Source organism: Micromonospora sp. NPDC048169 (assembly GCF_040652815.1).
GTDB lineage: Bacteria > Actinomycetota > Actinomycetes > Mycobacteriales > Micromonosporaceae > Micromonospora.
In genome coordinates, this window is record NZ_JBEZMS010000020.1 from 14,149 (window position 1) to 31,329 (window position 17,181).

Here is a 17,181-nt window from a genome sequence, read left to right on the forward strand (position 1 = left end):
GGCCGGACTCCTCGTGTCAGGGAAAGGTGGCAGGGAAGAGTGTTGATCCGCGGCCCTGCCCGGCGGCAACCCGGTTCCGCCACCATGTCCGAACGTCACCCAACATTGCACGGCAGCGCCCCCGCAACCGCCCCCAGCGGCCGACAGCCCGGGAAGAGTGGTTGCACTTTCATGCACTGATCCCCGGCCGGAGTTCCGGCGCGACGCTCGTGGCGGCTTCACTTGACGGCGACGTCGAGGGAGTGGTCCGTCGTGAACTACAGCGAGCGCATCGAAGGCCTGTTCCAGGAGTACGAGCGGCAGCGCACCAGCCTCGCCGAGATGCAGGCCCGGATGAGCGCGCTCTCGGCCACCGCGACGTCACCGCGCCGCGAGGTGAGCGTCGTCGTCGGCCAGAACGGCGTGCTGACCGACATCCAGTTCCCCTCCGGCGCCCACAAGCGGCTCACCACCGCCGACCTGACCCGGCTCATCCTGGACACCTACGCCGACGCCAAGGAACAGGTCATGAACCAGGCGGCCGACGTGCTGGCGCCGATGCTGCCGGACGGCCTGGACGCCCACAAGCTGGTCCGGGGCCAGGCCGGGGCGGACGCGTTCCTGCCGAAGGAACCCCGCATGGTGACGAGCGTGCGGGAACTCCTGACCCGGGGGCCCGAATGATCAGCAACAATCCCGGCGGGCGGCTGTGGGTCGACCCGGACGGGGTGGAGGGGCTCGGCAAGGCGTACGAGTCGCACGTGCAGCTCTACGACACGTACCTCACCCAGTTGACCGCGCTGCGCGCCCGCTACGCCAGGGCCTGGGGCGACGACGACATGGGCGAGCAGTTCTCGACGAAGTTCCTGGAGGGCCTGGACAACCTCGAAGCGATCATCGGCGGCGTCCGGGGAACCCTGCGCTACACCGCACAGGGGCTCACCGAGAGCAGCCGGGCGTACCGGGAGGCGGACGAGGCCGCCCTCGACGTCAGCCGGAAGATGACGAAGGACTTCGACGGCCTGGACGGCCTCACGTACCCCCGGCGGGCGGTGGTCGCGGACCCGGTGCTGGAGCCCACCGCGGAGGGTGAGCCGCGCCGGCCGCATCTGACGTCCCGTCGGCTGGCGCTCGCCGAACCGGTCGCCGAACAGGCCGGGGTCGCTCCGCGGCAGTACGGCACCCCGATGCCGCCCGTCCAGCCCGCCGAGCCGCTGATCCCGCTCACCGCCGCCCACCCGGCCATCTCGTCGTACTTCGTGCGGCCGGAGTACGCGACCGCCCACGTCGGCGGCCGGCCGCTGCCCGAGGGGTACCGGCTGATCGCACTCAACCCGTTCGAGGACGGCAGCACCCGGGTGGACGCGAACCTCTACGACTCGATCACCCCGCTGGCCGGGACGCCCGTGACCACCCCGGACGGCAAGCCGATCGATCCCGGGCAGGGCCGGCTCTTCGTCGTCAGGGAGAACCCGGCCGTCGACCCCACCGCACCCGGCTACCAGCCGCTTTACCTGAGCTACGCGCCGGACGGCACACCCACCCCGATCATCCCCGGCGCCTGAGCCACCCACAGGTGCCCCGGTAGGACATGCCCGACTTCCACATCCCCAACGACCCGCAGTGGCAGTGGGCGTACGACCTGATCCTCGTCGCCGTCGGCGAGGAGTATCCGAAGGCCGACCCCACCGCCCTGCGGGCCATGGGCGACGAGCTGTACGCGCTCAGCAGCACCATCCTCAACGGGATGGGTGCCACCGCCAACCTCGGCTACGGGCTGGCCGGGAGCCTGTCCGGCCCGGCGATGGACGCGTTCCAGCACTACCAGGTGGGGATCACCAAGAACGTGCCGGCCGGCGGCAACATCGCCCTGGCCCTGGGCGGCTCGGCCTACAACTTCGCACTGGACTCGGAGAACACCCAGTACAACATCGTCATCGCGGCCTTCACCCAGGTCGTCGAGATCGCCATCGCGCTGGCCTCCGGCTTCGGCGCGGCGGCGGTGCCCGCCCTGATCAGGATCGGTCAGGAGATCGTCGGGGCTCTGATCGGCCTGCTCCGCCAGCGGCTGCGGAACCTGCTGATGCGGCTGACCTGGGAGGCGTTCCAGGAAGGGCTGGAGGAACTCTGGCAGAGCGCCGCCGCCCAGGTGACCCAGATCATCGAGGGCAACCGCAAGTCCCTGGACTACAAGGACCTCGGGCTGGCGTTCGCCGGTGGCGCCTTCATCGGCGCGGGCGTCAGCGGCATGCAGATGATCGGCGGCAAGTTCTTCCCGAAGATCAATAACAACGTCCTGTCGCGGGAAGGGCTGTCGGCGCTCGCCGAGACGCTGTTCGAGGGCCTGTTCACCATGATGGTCGGCGGCGGAGGCTTCAACCCGTGGGCCACCATGAGCTCGTCGATGATCGGCGGGATGGCCCACCACTACGCCACGGTTGCCGGCCAGAGCTACGGCCCCGGCGCCGCCGCCGGGGCGCCACCGCCGACGATCGAGACGAAGAACCTCACCACCACCGCGCCCACGCCGCCGACGACGACAGTTGACGGGCCAGCAGTACCCCCACCCGTCGGCTCTCCCACCGGCCCGGGCGGTCAGAGCGGTGGCCCGGGTCCGCAGCCCTCGGGCGGGCCGACCACCGGAGGCGCCGGTCAGGGGTCCGGCCCGGGCGAGGCCGGAACCCGGGGGCCGTCGCCTCAGGGCGCCGGTGATCCGGCTGCCGGCCAGGGCAGTGCCGGGGACACCACTCCAGGCGGCCAGGCTCCGGGCAGCCCGGCTCCGAGCCCGGCTCCGGGCGGTCAGACTGCTGCGGGCGGCCCGGCTCCCAGCGGCCAGACCTCGGGCGGCCAAAGCTCAGGCGTCCAGGCTCCGGGCAGCCAGACCGCCGACGGCCGAGCCCCGGGCGGACAGATCTCGGGCGGGCAGACCGCAGGCGGACAGGCCGTGGATGGTCCGGGCGTCGGCGGTCAGATCGGCGACGGGTCACAGGGCGGCATCCAGAACGGCGACACGAGCCCGAACGGCACCGGAGGCCAGAGCCCGAGCGGGCTCGGCGCCGCGACCCCGGCGACCGGCACCGACCCGCGTGGAGCCGGCGGTCCCGCCCCGGGGCCGAGCCCGGCCGCCGGCACCGAGGGGACGTCGCCGCGCGCGGACGCGACGGGCGCGCCGAGCGGCAGCCCGGCGAGCACCGGTGCGCCCACGACCGGCACCCCGGCCGCCGTCGCCGGCCTCACCACGCCCCACGGCGGCGGCCTTCCCGGTTTCGACGCGCCGGCGTCGAACGGCGGGCCGGCCGCTCTCGACACACCGGCGCCCGTGGCCCCGCCCGCCACCGCCGCCGGCCCGGCGGCAGTCCCGACCGGCCCGTCACCGTCCACCGGCACGCCCGGCACGGGCGCGGCGACCGCCAACGGCACACCACCTACCGGCACACCGGGCACCTCCACGCCGGGCACCGGCACACCGAGCACCTCCACACCGGGCACCGGCGCACCGAGCACCAACGGCAGCCCGCTTACCGGCTCGCCGAACACTGGCTCGCCGCCGACCACCGCGTCCACGGGTTCGCCGACCGGGACCCCGAGCACCGGCCAACCGACCACGAGCACGTCGTCCACGGATCCGGCGACCACCGGCCGTCCGGCCGCTTCCCCGCGTGACGTCGCCGGCGCCGCGGAGGCGCCCCCGCCGCCGCTGGCGCCCGTCGGCGGGATCTCGGTCGACGGTCCGGCCGTGGCCGCCTCACCGGCCACCGACCCCGGTGTCGCGGGACCGTCCTCACCGGAGCCGGTCGTCGCGGTGCCCGGCCCGGTCGCCGCCGTCGACACGCCGGGCGACGGCGCGTCGGATGCCCAGGTCGACGCCGACGGTCCCGGCACGGGGACGGGCCGGGCCGGCGACCCGGAGACGGGCGCCGTCGACACCACGCCGACGCCGGACGGAGCGACGACGCAGCAGCACGGGACCGTCGAGCCGACGCCGGCCCCTCCCGCGCCGATCGCCGGCGCGGACCTTCCCGCGCCCACCCGGCCCACGCCGAGCCCGCAGTTCCAGCAGGCCAAGGCGAGCGCGGAGCCGAAACGGCTGCGCACCGAACGGTACGTGCCCTGGAAGGACACCGTCGTCCCCGGCACCCACCTGCTGCGCGGCGAGATCACGACGATCGACTTCACCACAAGGGAGTTCACCGCCGACGGCCGGGACTACCGGTCGTTCGACGTACACCTGGATCTGGTCTCGAAGAACGACCAGATGTCCCCGCGGGAGTTGCGCGACTTCGCGGCGACGGTGCAGCGCACCGTCGACGAGATGGTCAACGGCAGATACACGCTGCCCGACGGTCGCCTGCTGCACATCGACCTGGTCGTCGACACTCCCCCGTGGCGCGACGGCATGACCCGCGACTGGCAGGCCGACCCACGCCGTAACCCGCCGGTGGAGGTGACCTCGCAGGACGGGGTGAGCACCGACCAGCACGTGTGGAACACCGGCGACCGCCTGCCAGTGATGGTGCACGAGGTGATGCACTACCTCGGGGCCAAGGAGGGTCACCAGGCCCCCGAGCACCTCTTCACCACCGTGCCCCGGCCGGGGGTGATGGGTGTCGAGGTCGACACGCTGCCGATGTCGGAGCAGGACGGGATTTCGGCCGGGCCGGTCGACTATCTCACCGCACAGGATCTGGCGACGATCCACGACGTCGCGCTGACCGCCGGACCGGTGCGCGACCTTCCGGCACCGCAGGCGCCGCGCGAGCAGACACCGGACCCGTACCCGAACCCGCAGGTCCCGTCGCGCGCCCCGGCCCCGCCACCACCGCCGCCGCCACCGGGCGTCCCGGTGCCACCGCCGCCACCGCCGGGTGTCCCGGTACCGCCACCACCGCCACCGGGTGCCGCGCTGGGTGTTCAGGGCCCGCCGCCTCCCCCGGGGATGCCTCCACCGCTGGGGATGCCGCCGCCTCCGGCCGCGCCCGGGTTCCCGCCGCCTCCGGCGCCCGGACCGGCGAACCGGAACTCCGCCCCACCACCCAGGGCGGACCTCTCCACAGCCACGCTGCCGCCCCGGCAGCAGCCCGTGCCGACGGCGGTCGGGCAGAGGCTCACCGCGAAGTACCAGGTGGTGCACGTCCTCGACCAGGGTTCACCCGGACTGGGCCACCAGGCCGCGACGGTCGCCATGCTCGACGGGCTGGCCGCTACCGGCTACCGGGGCACTGTCGTGCTGACCTATCCCAGCAACAAGACGCCGTACTACGCGGGGCAGCTCGGCCGGCAGTCCGACTTCGACGACCCGGTGGGCTCCTACGATCTGTTCCACCGCGAGTGGACCGGTCGCCGGGGCGACATGGATGTCGTCATGCGACCGCAACAGCCGGCCGAGCAGAAGGCCGCCGCCGCCCTCCGCACGGAGGTGAACTGGAAGACGAGGCAGTGGCCCGGCGCCGCGCAGGCCCCCGAATGGCAGAAGGAGCTGCAGCCGGGGTTCCGGAAGAAGACGGAGGACGAGCAGAACAACACGCAGGGCCTGCGCCTCGACCAGATCGGCGCCGACCCGCTCCCCCCGGGCACGGTCCTGACCGTGCTGCCCGCCGTCGACGTGCCGAAGAACGACGACGAGTCGGAGATGACCGACGATCAGCGGAAGGAGTGGTTCCAGGAGTCCTGGGTGCGCCGGCTACGCGACGCCCACGGCGACCACGACCTGCTCACGCTCCAGCCGTTCCTGTGGGACAAGTTCCCCCGCCAGTTCCACAGCCCGAACGCGCCGGTGAAGGATCTCGACACGATCCTGACCGGTGTCCCGTCCTACCGTGGCCGACCATCGGCAACCCCGCCGCCCAGTGCCGGGGCGGTGATCAGGGACACCGGCGTTTCCGGGGCCGACGGCCTCGCGGACCTGGTCGACGACGAGGGCACCGACGTGGTGCTCGTCTACTACGGCAAGACGCGGGTCACGCCGGAGCACGGCGACGTGGTCCGCCGGCTGACGACTGGCGCCCGGCAGGACCGGCCGACAGTCGTCCTGGTGGTCGGCGACGCGACGCGGGCCCTTCCCACGGCCGGGGCCCCGGTCCACGTCGCCGCCCTGCCCCGCGTCACGCCGGAACAGATGGCCGGGCTGCGCGAGCGCGCCACGCTCGTGGCCACCGAGGGCGCGAACACCTGGCAGGAGTCGCTCGCGGCGGGCAGACCCACGCTCTCCGTGACCGCGTCCGCAGGTGACACCCGCCCCTGGCAACACGAGCCCGCGTCGTTCCACGACGACCCCGAGCTCACCGGTGGCCGCACTCTGCTCGACCGGGCGTCGCACCACCTCCGTACCGGGACGGACCCGGACGCGCTGCGCGACTTCGTCGAGGACCGCGACGGCGCCGTCCGCACGTACTTCGACAGATGGCGCGAGGCGCTCGGCGAGCCCGGCTCCGATCAGGTCGACCAGGCCCTCGCCACGGTCACCGGCCTGCCACTGGACCCGGACGCCCGCCCGCGCGCCGACACGTCGCCGAGCGCGCCCCCGATCGACACCGCCGCACGTCAGCAGGGCACCCCGCCGCCCCGGTTCGACGTGCCCAAGACCCGCGACGAGATCGCCCAGGCACGCGCCGCGCAGCGCGACACCGCGCCGCACCGGGTCGCGAACACCAGCGCGTACGACGTCATCGACCGGGGACCCCACCCCGACACCCGCGTGCCCGGCGTGGTCGCGCGCTCGTACGAGCAGGCCGGTCTGCCCCTTCCGGCCGACGACCGGCCCCGCCTGCGCCTCGACGCGGTCGACAACCGCATCGCGTACGACCATCGGGTGCTGGACCTCGGCGACCGTGACGTGCAGGACTTCACGGTCAAGGTCTTCCTCGACGCGCGGGACGCCACGGCGGCCTCCGCCCGGCCCGACATCCAGACCCGGGTACGCGACGCGGTGGACCGCGTCTACAACCAGGGCTTCCGGATCGGCGACGATCAACTGAACGTCACTGTGGAGTTCGTGGCGACGCCCAGCGAGGCGCACGCCACCGTCGCGCTGCACGGCACTCCGGCGCCGGCCACCCAGACCACCTGGTCGACGCACTCGTCCGACCTCGATCTCGCGCACGAGATCGGGCACTTCCTCGGCCTGCGCGACGAGTACCCGGTGGCGGACCGCGCCCTGGACGCCACGTTCGTCCAGGGCGACACCTCGCTGATGGCGACCACCACGCCGGAGCACGATCCGGGGCTGCTGGCGCGCAACGTCGACCGGATCGCCGGTCAGCAGGATGCCGTGCTCTCGCCCGACCGCGGCGGGCTGCCGCCCCGGACGGCGCCGGTCCGCTTCGAGCCGGTACGGGTGGCGGGCGGCCGCAACGCGCGGTTCGACGAGCTGACCCGGCACACCCGCGAGGTCGGTCCGGGCAACTACCGGCAGGTGAGTGCCGCGCTCAAGGACGAGGGAGCGCCGATCGGGTTCGTCGTCAACTCGATGCTGCCCGCCGAGGACGTCGACCAGATCCCCGAGGTGGTCCGCGCCGTCACCGAGGGACTCGCCCCCGGCACCACTGTCGCGTTCGTCTTCGGCGTCAACACCACCGCCGAGACGCCCGACCTCGCCTTCCGGGACGCGGTCGCCCGGGCCGCCCGGCTGGTGGAGGGCCTCGACGTGCCGGTGGCGGTGAACGGCTACGCGGTCGGCACGAAGGGCGGCAAGTTCCCGTACGGCCGCACCCGCAACCAGGTGCTCCGCGACCCCGACACGGTGGCCGCGATCCAGGGCCTCGTCCAGGGCGACCCGGCCCGCGAGGAGCGGCGCTACCCGTACGTGTCGATCCAGGACTTCGACCGGGGTGCCCGTACGACGGCGGACGGCACCCACGTCTTCGACCGCATCGACGGCCGGACCCGCTTCGACCCGGAGTCGACAGGACCGCAGGACGAGCCGCCGGCCCGGCCTTTGATGATCTCCGGTGGTTACCGGGTCGGCGACACCGAGGAGCTGATCCGGCGTACCCGTGAGCGGCTGGACCGGCGTGTACGCGACCACCAGGCGAGGATCGCCGACCTCACCACACGCGGCCCGGGCGCGCGCCGGGAACTCGGGATCGAGCGGCAGAAGCTGACCGCCGTCCTGGAGGGCCTCGCCACGTTCGACACGCAGGCCGGGCGGGACGCCTTCGTCCAGGACTTCACCGACGCCGTGGACGAGGACATGCGGTCCCGGGACCGGCAGGCCACCGTCCACCCGATGCTCCCGTACTCGCCGGAGCCGAACCTGTTCGTCGACGGCCTGCTCACCCTCGGCCGGCCCGAGGTCCGGTTCGGCGAGGCGGGCGCGGAGTTCCTCATGCTGGCCGAGAGCCTGCACCAGGCGTACGGCGAGGAGCTCGCCGTCGCCCACGGCGCGGCGACGCCGGCCGGCCTGCCCGCGGACGTCCTCACCGTCGACGTGCAGGTCCAGTCGCAGAACAACAGGCATCCCGACCGCGACCTGGCGTTCATGACGGACTTCGTGGGCGCCGCCACGCCCACCGACCTGTCCCGGCTCGCCGCCGACTTCGCCGTCGTCCACGCCCTCCCGCAGTCGCACGCCGTGCCCACGAACGCCAACCGGCAGCTGTTCTACACCGAGGGCACCGGCTTCAAGGAGTACCGGGCCGACCTGCGCAAGCCAAACGTCGCCGCCTCGAAGCCGTTCGCCGCGCCCACCGACGCCGGAGCCGGATCGCCGACGTGGCAGCAGTCGCTCACCGCGCGGCAGCTCCGGCAGCTCGGCGCGCAACCGCACAACCGGTACGTCACCGCCGTCTCGCTGCCCGCGCCGGACACCGGTCCGGCGCCGGACGTCCCGCCCGCCGTCGACCTCGACCTGGATCCGTCGCGGCCGGCCCGGACCGTGGGCCTGCCGAACAGCCAGCGTCTCGTCGCCGCGCACCTCATGGCGACGTCCGACGACCCCGGGACCATCCAGCAGGAGTTCGCCGTCGCCACCGCCGTCGCCGTCCGCGGCGGGATCGACAGGCAACCCGGTTCGCTCTACGACGCGATCGCCGCCGAGCTGCCCGGAGGGGACGCGGACGCCCTGCGGTTGAGCACGCTCCGCGCCGGACGGGACGTGATGAGTCTCGACGAGGCCGCGGCGATGCGGCGGCGCAATCCGTACGACAACAGCCAGTTCGTCCGGGCCGCGCTCGCCCCCGACCCCGGCGGGCGGCGCCGCGACACGCCTGTCGACGACGCCGAGCGGCGCGGCATCGGCAACGCGCACGACGTGGTCGAGCTCGCCGCGGCCCGGGGCACCCACGTGCACCTCGTCGTGTACGACGACCCGGCCGGTACGCCGCGCGACTACCCGGTGATCGGCGCCCGGCCGCTGAGCCGGCTGGAACTGGTCCGCACGATCGACCCGGCGGGCCACGTCACCTACACCCGCCGGGAGCCACCGCCGCCGGCCCCGGCCGACGACACCGACACCGGCAGCGAGCCCGGCGGCTTCGACCTGTTCGGCGACGGCGACGACGACGGCTTCGGCGACTTCGGCGCCGGCTTCGGCGAGCACGACGACGGTGACGGCAGCGACGACCACGACGGCGACGACGCCCCGGTCACCTGGTCGACAGCCGAGGACGACACGACCACCGGGACCACCGCCACGAGAGACACCGTAGAAGAAACCACAGCGGGCGAGACCACCACCGCGGAGACGACCACCGCGGAGACCACCGCAGCCGAGACCGCCACCGGGAGGGCCACCGCGGAAGAGAGCGCCGCGGAAGGGACCACCACCCGGGAGGACGCCGTGGGCGGGGCCGGCGCGTCGCCGGCGACCACCGGGACCACCTCGGCGCTGCCGTCATCCGACGAGGTACGCCGGAGCCTGTCGTCCTACCTGCGGGAGAGCCGGACCCTCGGGCTCGCCGAGCAGTTGCGCGCCACCGAGAACGCGGACCTCGGCGCGGCGCTGCGCACCCTCGACCCCGGCCTGTCCGACGAGTTCGTCGACGCGGTGGCGGCGGACAGCCGCGACGACGTGGACCAGTTCCTCGGCGAGGGCCGCCCCTACCCGGTCACGATCGGGGGGCACCCGGCCGAACTGCTCGTCACCGCCGTCCTCGACTGGGACGCGGTCCGCGTGGACCGGGCCCACGACGACAAGCGCAAGGTCACCGCCAAGACCCGGGAGAACCTCACCCACAAGCTGCGCCACAACCGGGACCAGCGGGTCGAGCCGAAGGTGACTGTCACGGCGATACCCGGTGTCGTGGTCGGCGTCGGTGGTTCGGTGCCGACGGCGCCCGTCACCGAGCACTCCGCCGAGCACAAGGACACGTTCACGTCCACCACGACGGTCAAGGTCGCGGGGCTGACCGAGGTGACGGTGCCGGTCCGGTTCGTCGCCCGGCTCGTGCGGCCCGGCCGTCCCGCCGCCGGACCGGTCGAGGCCTCGGGCACCGTGGCTCTCGCCGTACACACGGGGTTGCGGACGGCAGACGCGACAGCGCCGGCCGCCGCGGACCGCACGCTCGGCGCGCCGGTGCCGGACCGGTTCGGGGTGGAGAGCGTCCGGAGCCGGCCGGCCGATCCGGGCGCCACGTTCTTCGACCAGGTGGAGGCGATCCTCGCCGAGGACGGCATGGCCGACCTGGTCCGGATCGGCGCGCCCGGCCGCCCGGTGATGCAGAAGCTGCTCAGCACGGCGTCGATCTCCGGCAGCCTGCCGAAGATGGTGGTCACCGACCCGGCGAACGTCCACGACGGCTGGGTGCGGTCGGGTGCGCTGCCGCGCGCCGCGCGCACCGGCTGGCGGCGCTTCTTCCCGGGCCGCGCCCGGCAGGTCGAGGTCCGCCTGGTCGCCCGGCACGTCGAGGAGGTGGAACGGGTCGAGGGGGTGACGCACATCGACACGGCCGCGCTCGCCGGCGAGGGCACCGGCGGCGCCACCACCAAGCGGCCGTGGGGCCTGTGGGGCCTCGGCGGCGCCGGACTGGACGCCGCGCCGTTGAGCCTGGTCGTGGGGCCCCGGGTCGGCGGCGGCCGGGAGCGTGGCGCCACCCGGACGATCGCCGAGCGGACCGGCGGCAAGCAGACGGTGACGGGCACCGCGCCGGGCGTCCGGTACCGGGTCGAGTACGGCGTGCAGGTGCGCGTCCTGGGCCGCGCGCCACGGATGCTGTCCGGTTCCGTCGACGCGCTCCAGTGGACCACCGGCGACCGGCTGCCCGGCACCGCCCTAGACCCGAACGGCCTGGAGTGGCGCGGACGGCGCGGCACCGCCCGCACCCACTTCGCACCGGCCCGCGTCGAGCACGGCGAGTCGTTCGGCGGCGCGTACCTGACCCGGGTGGGCGACCGGAGCCTGTACGAGACGGTCGCCGACGCGGTCCGCTCGGTGCCCGGTCACCGCCGGTTCCGTCTGGCCACGCCCGAGGAGACGCTGCGGCACTTCGGCGACGCGCGGCTCGCCGACGGGCTGACGCCCGAGCTTCAGGCGGCGCTGAACCGGGACACGGACCTGAAGACCCAGCTCTCCCCCGACCAGTTGCGCCACCTGGCGGACCGGATCGTCGGGCCCGGGCTGAGGATCCCGCTGATCCGCACCGGCACGTTCCACGACCACGTCACGGTGGTGACCGTCCGGGGCAGCCTCGGCGAGGTGTCCGACGGTGACCTGGTCAACCGGGACAAGATCGGCACCGCCGACAAGCGGACCGCCAGGTCCACGGTGACCAGTGCCCGCGACGACAGCCGGTCGGCCGAGCTGAGCCTGGAGCCCCGCGTCCTGGGCCCGCTCGGCCAGGCCGCCTCGACGCTGCTCGGCGGGCCGCGCGCCGCGATCACCTGGGGCACCACCGACGAGAGCGCCGTCACCGGGGGGCAGTCCGTCGAGAGCGACCACGGGCCGGAGCTCGACGACGAGGGCAAGCCCACCGGGGTACGGCTGCGCGAGTTCGCCGCCACCCTCGACCTGACCGTCACGACCCGGTCCACGGTGCGGGTCAACCAGGCGGGGCGGCAGCTCTCCCTCGGGACGTACGGCCGGGACGTGCCCACCGTCGTCGCCTCGTCCGAGACGCGTCCCCGCACGCACCGCCTCGACGTGCGCATGCTCGTGCCGGAGACGCGGGTCTCCCGGCGACGCCCGGACGCGGAGCCCAGCCCGGCTCCCCGCGACGTGGAGACCATCGCGTACCCGCCCCCGTTGAGCCGGATGACCGGCGGACCGCACGACCTCGACGGACGCCGGGTGGAGTCGTTCGTCGGCGCCGACCGGTTGCAGGAGGCGGTGGTCGAGACGCTGCGTGAGGCCGCCCGGGACGACGTCTACGCCGTCGAGGACGGCCGGATCTCCACTGTGGTCGCCGACGAACTGTCACCGGAGCGCCTCACCGGTGACGCCGAGCTGTTCAGCCGCCCGCTGGCGCTGAGCAACCTGTGGCACGGCCGCCGGGCCGCCGACGCCCGCGCCGACGTGCGGGTACGGCTGCGCCCGACCAACCCGACGGTGCTCGACGGCGCCGAGTTCGCCCGGGTCAAGCGGACCTTCGCCAGCGGCACCGCCCGCAAGAGCACGCACACGCGCGCGGCCGAGCTGAGCGTCTCCGGCACCGGTGTCGCCGCTGTCAGCGGGCCGGTCGCCGACCACGGCGGCAGCACCGGCCGGCCCGGCGGCGCCGTCATCCTGTCCGTCACGCCGTGGCGGCGGGCCTGGGGCCGGATCAGCGAGCGCAGCGCGTCCGGGGTCGCCAAGCTCCGCCTTGGCGGCGGCCGGGCCGAACGCGAACTGCTGGTACGGGTGGACGTGGAGGCCGAGGTGGTGGCCGAGGCCCGGCACGACAGCAACCTGCGCCCGCTGGGCCGCTGGCCCGGGTCGCCGGCCCGGCGGGCCGGCCGGCGGCTCACCCTGCCCGGCGCGGTGGTCATGCGGATGACACCGGCGGAGCTGAGGCGACTCCAGGACCGCGACCGCGCCCGCCGGCACGGCACCGCAGACGTGCGCCTGCAACTGCGGCACGCGGAGGACGCCGAGACGCTGCGCGCCGACCAGCGCGAGCAGGTCGCCCGGATGGTGAGCGAACAGGCCACCGAACGCGGGAACCTGCTGCGGCGCCAGCACACCGAGCTGCGCGCCGCCCGCGCGTACGTCGACCGGGTCCGCCGGGACCGCGACGTCGGCGAGACGGACCGGCGGCGCGTCGACGACGCCTTCACCGACCTTCAGGACCGCCACCGGCGCGAACTCGGGGAGCTGGACGCGCGCCACAGAGCGGCGGTGGATGCGCTGAAGCAGACGCAGGAGCGGGAGCGGGCCGCGCGGGCCGCGCATCAGCAGCGGGAACGCGACCTGGTACGCGAGGCGCAGCAGCGGCAGGACGAGGAGGCGGCCGGCTCCGCCGCGCCGGCCGACGCGACACCACAGCCGTTCCGGCCCGGGCCGGAACGATCGTTCGGCATCGGCGGCGTCACCACCCACGTCGACCTCACCGACCGCATCCCGCACCTGCGGCGTGCCGTGGCCCGGGAGTCCAGTGAGGAACTCGCCCAGGCGATCCTGCCGGCCACCCGGGACCGCGGCCCCGGCGACCCGATCCGGGGGCTCGGCAGCAGCGGGTTCCTCGGCGCCGCCCACCTGCACCTGGCCGACGCGCTCAACGGCGGCCGCAGCGAGACGGTACGGCTGGAACGGCGGTTCCGGGGTGCCACGTATCACGTCACGCTGACCGCCGAACCGGTGGCGGAGCCGAGCTTCACCGGCATCGAGCTGGTCGACGAGCTGTCGGTCACCGACCGCTCGGTCGTCGGCGAGGCGCAGACCCGCACCACCTCCCGGACGGCGGCGCAGGTCACGCTGACCGCGCGGGGGCAGGGCACCGAGACCGACCGGGTCCAGGACGACGCCACCCGCACCACCGGCCACGGCCCGTCCTCCGGCACCGTCGCCGCCGGCCTCAGCGGCACCGCCGCCCTCGGCAACCAGGCCACCAAGACGACCGAGCGCACCGGCCGGACGTACGAGCAGTCGCTTACCGTGTCCGGCCCGGTGCCCACGTACCGCGGGCCGGTCCGGCTCACCGTCACCGTCACCGGACGCGGGCTGCCAGAGGGCGGCGTGTCGATCCAGGCGGTCCGCGACGTCACCACGTACTCGGCGACCGAGGGCAGGCCACCTGCCGTCTCCGGTCCGGTCACTCCGGTGCCCGCCGGGCAGACCACCGACGAGGGCCGGCGGCCGTGGCGCGAGGCGGCCGGCTTCGACCGGCTGCCCGAGCCGGGCCGGTTCGCCGTCCAGGACGTCCTGGTCGACCTGCCCGGCCTGCACGAGGCGGCCCGGCAGGCGCTCATCGCCTCCGGCGCCGACCCCGGCCGGGACGTCGCCGCCGCGCTGCGCGACACCCTGACGGTGAGCCGGATCAAGGCGCTGCCGGCGATGCTGGACGGCGCGTTCCCGCTGCCGATGCCGGCCGCGCTGGGCCGCGACCTGTTCCTCGACGCCCGCCTGGTGGCCCGTCCCACCCTCCTGCGGGCGGACGCCACAGTGAAGATCGGCGGCTCGGCGAAGCGCAACACGGACACCGAGTACGAGCGGACAGCGGGCAGTTCGCTCACGGTGAAGGCGGCCGGGCCGCTCGTCGCCGGCGGGGTCGGTCATCCGGGCGGCGCGAGCCGGGTGGGCGAGCGGCAGGACTTCGCCGCCGTCAACGCCTCCTCGCTGGTCGAGCAGCAGCTCTACCGCACCGACCCGGGCGCCCAGGTGAAGGACGAGGGCAAGGTGGCGGTCAGCGCGACCGGCAAGCCGATCCGTCGCACCGACCCGGACGACAAGATCACCGCGGCGGTCCGGTACGACGTCGAGTTCCGTTTCGTCGCCCGTTCCCGTGACGGCCGGCACCGGGCCGGCACCGAGGTCCGGGTCCCGGGCGGCTTCGTCGTCCGGCTGGACGAGGCGGCCGCCCGCGACGCCACCGGCCGGGACCTCTCCCCCGCGCTGCGCGCGTCCGCGCTCGCCGTCGCGGACGCGGCGAAGAAGATGTCGGAGGCGGCGGCCCGCCTGGACGGGCTGACGTCCCGGACGGACTCGACAGCGGAGTCCGTCGCCGAGGCCGAGCGGGCCCTGACGGAGGCGGAGAACGCCTGGTGGAACGCCTACCGGGCACACGAGGACGAGGTGGCCCGGCCACCGGCCCCGGTCCCGCCGGTCGCCGGACCGGCCACCGGGGCCGCCACGCCCACCGCACCGGCGTCCGGCGCCGGCGGTGCCGTGCGCCCGCCCACCCCCGGCCACGACGACAGGCGGCGTCCGGCCGAGGTACGCGACGCGGACCGCCGCCACCCGGAGGAACCATGACCGACAGCGCCGAGCCGCTGGACGTGCTGCTGCGCCGGATGATGCGCGGCGACGCCCCGGTGGAGCGGGTCCAGTCCGCGCTGCGCGGCTCCCGGTTCGACCTGGCGATGAACGGCGACGGCCGCCCGCTGATCGTCCGTTCCTTCGACGACATGCCCTGCGTGGTCGTGGCCACCTCGGCCGAGGAGCGGGCGCGCACCTTCGCGCCGCGGTGGCGCCGGGTCGAGACGGCCGAGCTGGCCGAGTTGCTTCCGGACGGCATCGACGTCCTCGTCGACCCGTCCGGCCCCGAGCCGGTACGTCTGGCCGCCGCGCTCGTCTGGCACGCGCTCCTGTTCACGGACGAGGACGCCGGATGAGCGACGTGGACTTCCTGTTCCTGCTCGACCCGGAGTGGCCGGCCGACGACGATGATCCGCCGTTCGAGGCGGTCGTCGGGGTGTGGCAGGTCGGCGAGGACGGCGAGGTGGGCGAGTTCCGGAGCAACCCGGACTACCGCCCGTCCTTCCCGGACTCCCCCACCGACCCGGTCGACGCGCTGCTGCGCCTGATCGCGGCCGGCGCGGCGCAGCCGGCGCACCTGCGGGCGGTCCTGCGCGCCGGCACCCTGCACCTGGCGGTGAACGGCGACGGGCGGCCACTTGTCGTACCCGCCCCGGACGACGAACGGTGCGTGGTGGTAGCGACCGGCGAAGCACACCGGGCGCGGGTGCCGTCCCCCGGCTGGCGGCAGGTCGACCTGGCGGAACTGGCGGCCGTGGCCGGTGACCGCGATGCGCTCGTCAACGCCGGCGGGGCCGCGCCGGCCCGGCTGGCCGCCGCCTTCCTGCGCGAGACGGCGGCGACGCGATGAGCACCGGCGTGCTGCACCTGCTCTGCCTGCGCGCCGCCGGCCGGATGCCGGACCAGGAACTCGCCGGCTTGCGCGCGCGGCTCGCGCACGGCGACCGGAGCGCCTGCGCGGCCGGGCTGCTCGGCGCGTTCCCGCAGTCCGCGGCCGAGATCGCCGCGCTCACCGCGCTGCTGCCCCCGGAGACGCCGCTGCTGCCCGACCCGGCGGCGGACGAGGACGTGGACACCGGCCCGGCGGCGGTGTTCATCCCGTTCCCGCCGGCCGACCTGCCGCTGTACGCGACGGCCGCGCCGCCGGTGGTGGACGAGACAGCGGGCGGCACCGTGGACGGCCTCGACCAGGTACTGCTCGACGTGCTGGACCCGGCGCACACCGCCGGGGTGTGGCGCTGCTGGCGGATCACCCCGGGACCGGACGACACGGTGGACGCGGCGCGCGTCTACCTGGTCGAGGCGGCGACGCCCGACGACGAGCTGCCCGTGATCGCCGACCGGGGGCAGGCGGCGCTCGCCGACGCCGGGCACGCCGCACCGGTCGAGGTCTACCGGCACGACCTGCCGCTGCCCGCGTACCAGTGGGCGGCCCGGTCGCGGTCCGCGCTGATCTGGGCCCCGGAACCGCCCGGCGAGGTACGCCTGGCCGCCGACGGGGACGCGCGGCTGCCGGTCGACGACGACGAGGTCGCGCCGTTCGTCGCCCACCTGCGGTCCGCGCCCGCGCTGACCGCGCGCCTGCGCACCGACGGCGTGTGGGTCTGGCCGGCCGACGTGGCCGACCGGCTGCTCGACGAGGGCACGCTGGCCGACGAGGGTCTGCTGTGGCACCTGCGGCGGTGCCGGGCCGATCCGCCCGCGCCGGCCGGCGCGGTCGCCGTCCACCGGGCGCTCGCCGCGCTGGTACGCGCCGGAGCGCTCTGACCGGGTGTACGAACGGCCCGGGTCGCGGTGTCTCTCGGGCACGAGCCCCGGCGCCGCGCGGCGCTCCCGGCGGCCCGCGTGGTCGAATGCGCCGGCGCCCCGCCGACGAGGAC

General features: G+C 74.8%; 6 protein-coding genes. All 6 read left to right on the forward strand.

Annotated elements, in window-relative coordinates; translation table 11 throughout:
- Positions 1 to 252: 252 nt before the first annotated feature.
- Genes AB0D28_RS18430 through AB0D28_RS18455 form a run of 6 tightly spaced genes read left to right on the forward strand, consistent with a single transcriptional unit; the run spans position 253 to position 17,068 of the window.
- The gene (locus AB0D28_RS18430; RefSeq protein WP_357387172.1) at positions 253 to 663 is read left to right on the forward strand and encodes a YbaB/EbfC family nucleoid-associated protein; all 411 of its coding nucleotides are present in this window, start codon (positions 253 to 255) and stop codon (positions 661 to 663) included.
- Entirely contained in the window at positions 660 to 1,544 is an 885-nt protein-coding gene (locus AB0D28_RS18435) for a hypothetical protein (protein WP_357387174.1), read from the forward strand. Before AB0D28_RS18430 ends, AB0D28_RS18435 begins: the two co-directional genes overlap by 4 nt.
- Positions 1,545 to 1,570: 26 nt before the next feature.
- Positions 1,571 to 15,298, forward strand: a complete 13,728-nt coding sequence (locus AB0D28_RS18440) for a hypothetical protein (RefSeq protein WP_357387176.1) — start codon at positions 1,571 to 1,573, stop codon at positions 15,296 to 15,298.
- Positions 15,295 to 15,657 (forward strand): type VII secretion system-associated protein, encoded by a 363-nt coding sequence (locus AB0D28_RS18445; RefSeq protein ID WP_357387178.1) that lies wholly within the window; start codon positions 15,295 to 15,297, stop codon positions 15,655 to 15,657. The genes AB0D28_RS18440 and AB0D28_RS18445 overlap by 4 nt, the downstream gene beginning before the upstream one ends.
- Positions 15,654 to 16,151, forward strand: coding sequence for a type VII secretion system-associated protein (locus tag AB0D28_RS18450; protein WP_357387180.1), 498 nt, complete (start codon positions 15,654 to 15,656; stop codon positions 16,149 to 16,151). Before AB0D28_RS18445 ends, AB0D28_RS18450 begins: the two co-directional genes overlap by 4 nt.
- Positions 16,148 to 17,068: a hypothetical protein gene (locus AB0D28_RS18455; RefSeq protein ID WP_357387182.1), complete on the forward strand. Its 921-nt coding sequence runs from the start codon at positions 16,148 to 16,150 to the stop codon at positions 17,066 to 17,068. Before AB0D28_RS18450 ends, AB0D28_RS18455 begins: the two co-directional genes overlap by 4 nt.
- Positions 17,069 to 17,181: the final 113 nt, after the last annotated feature.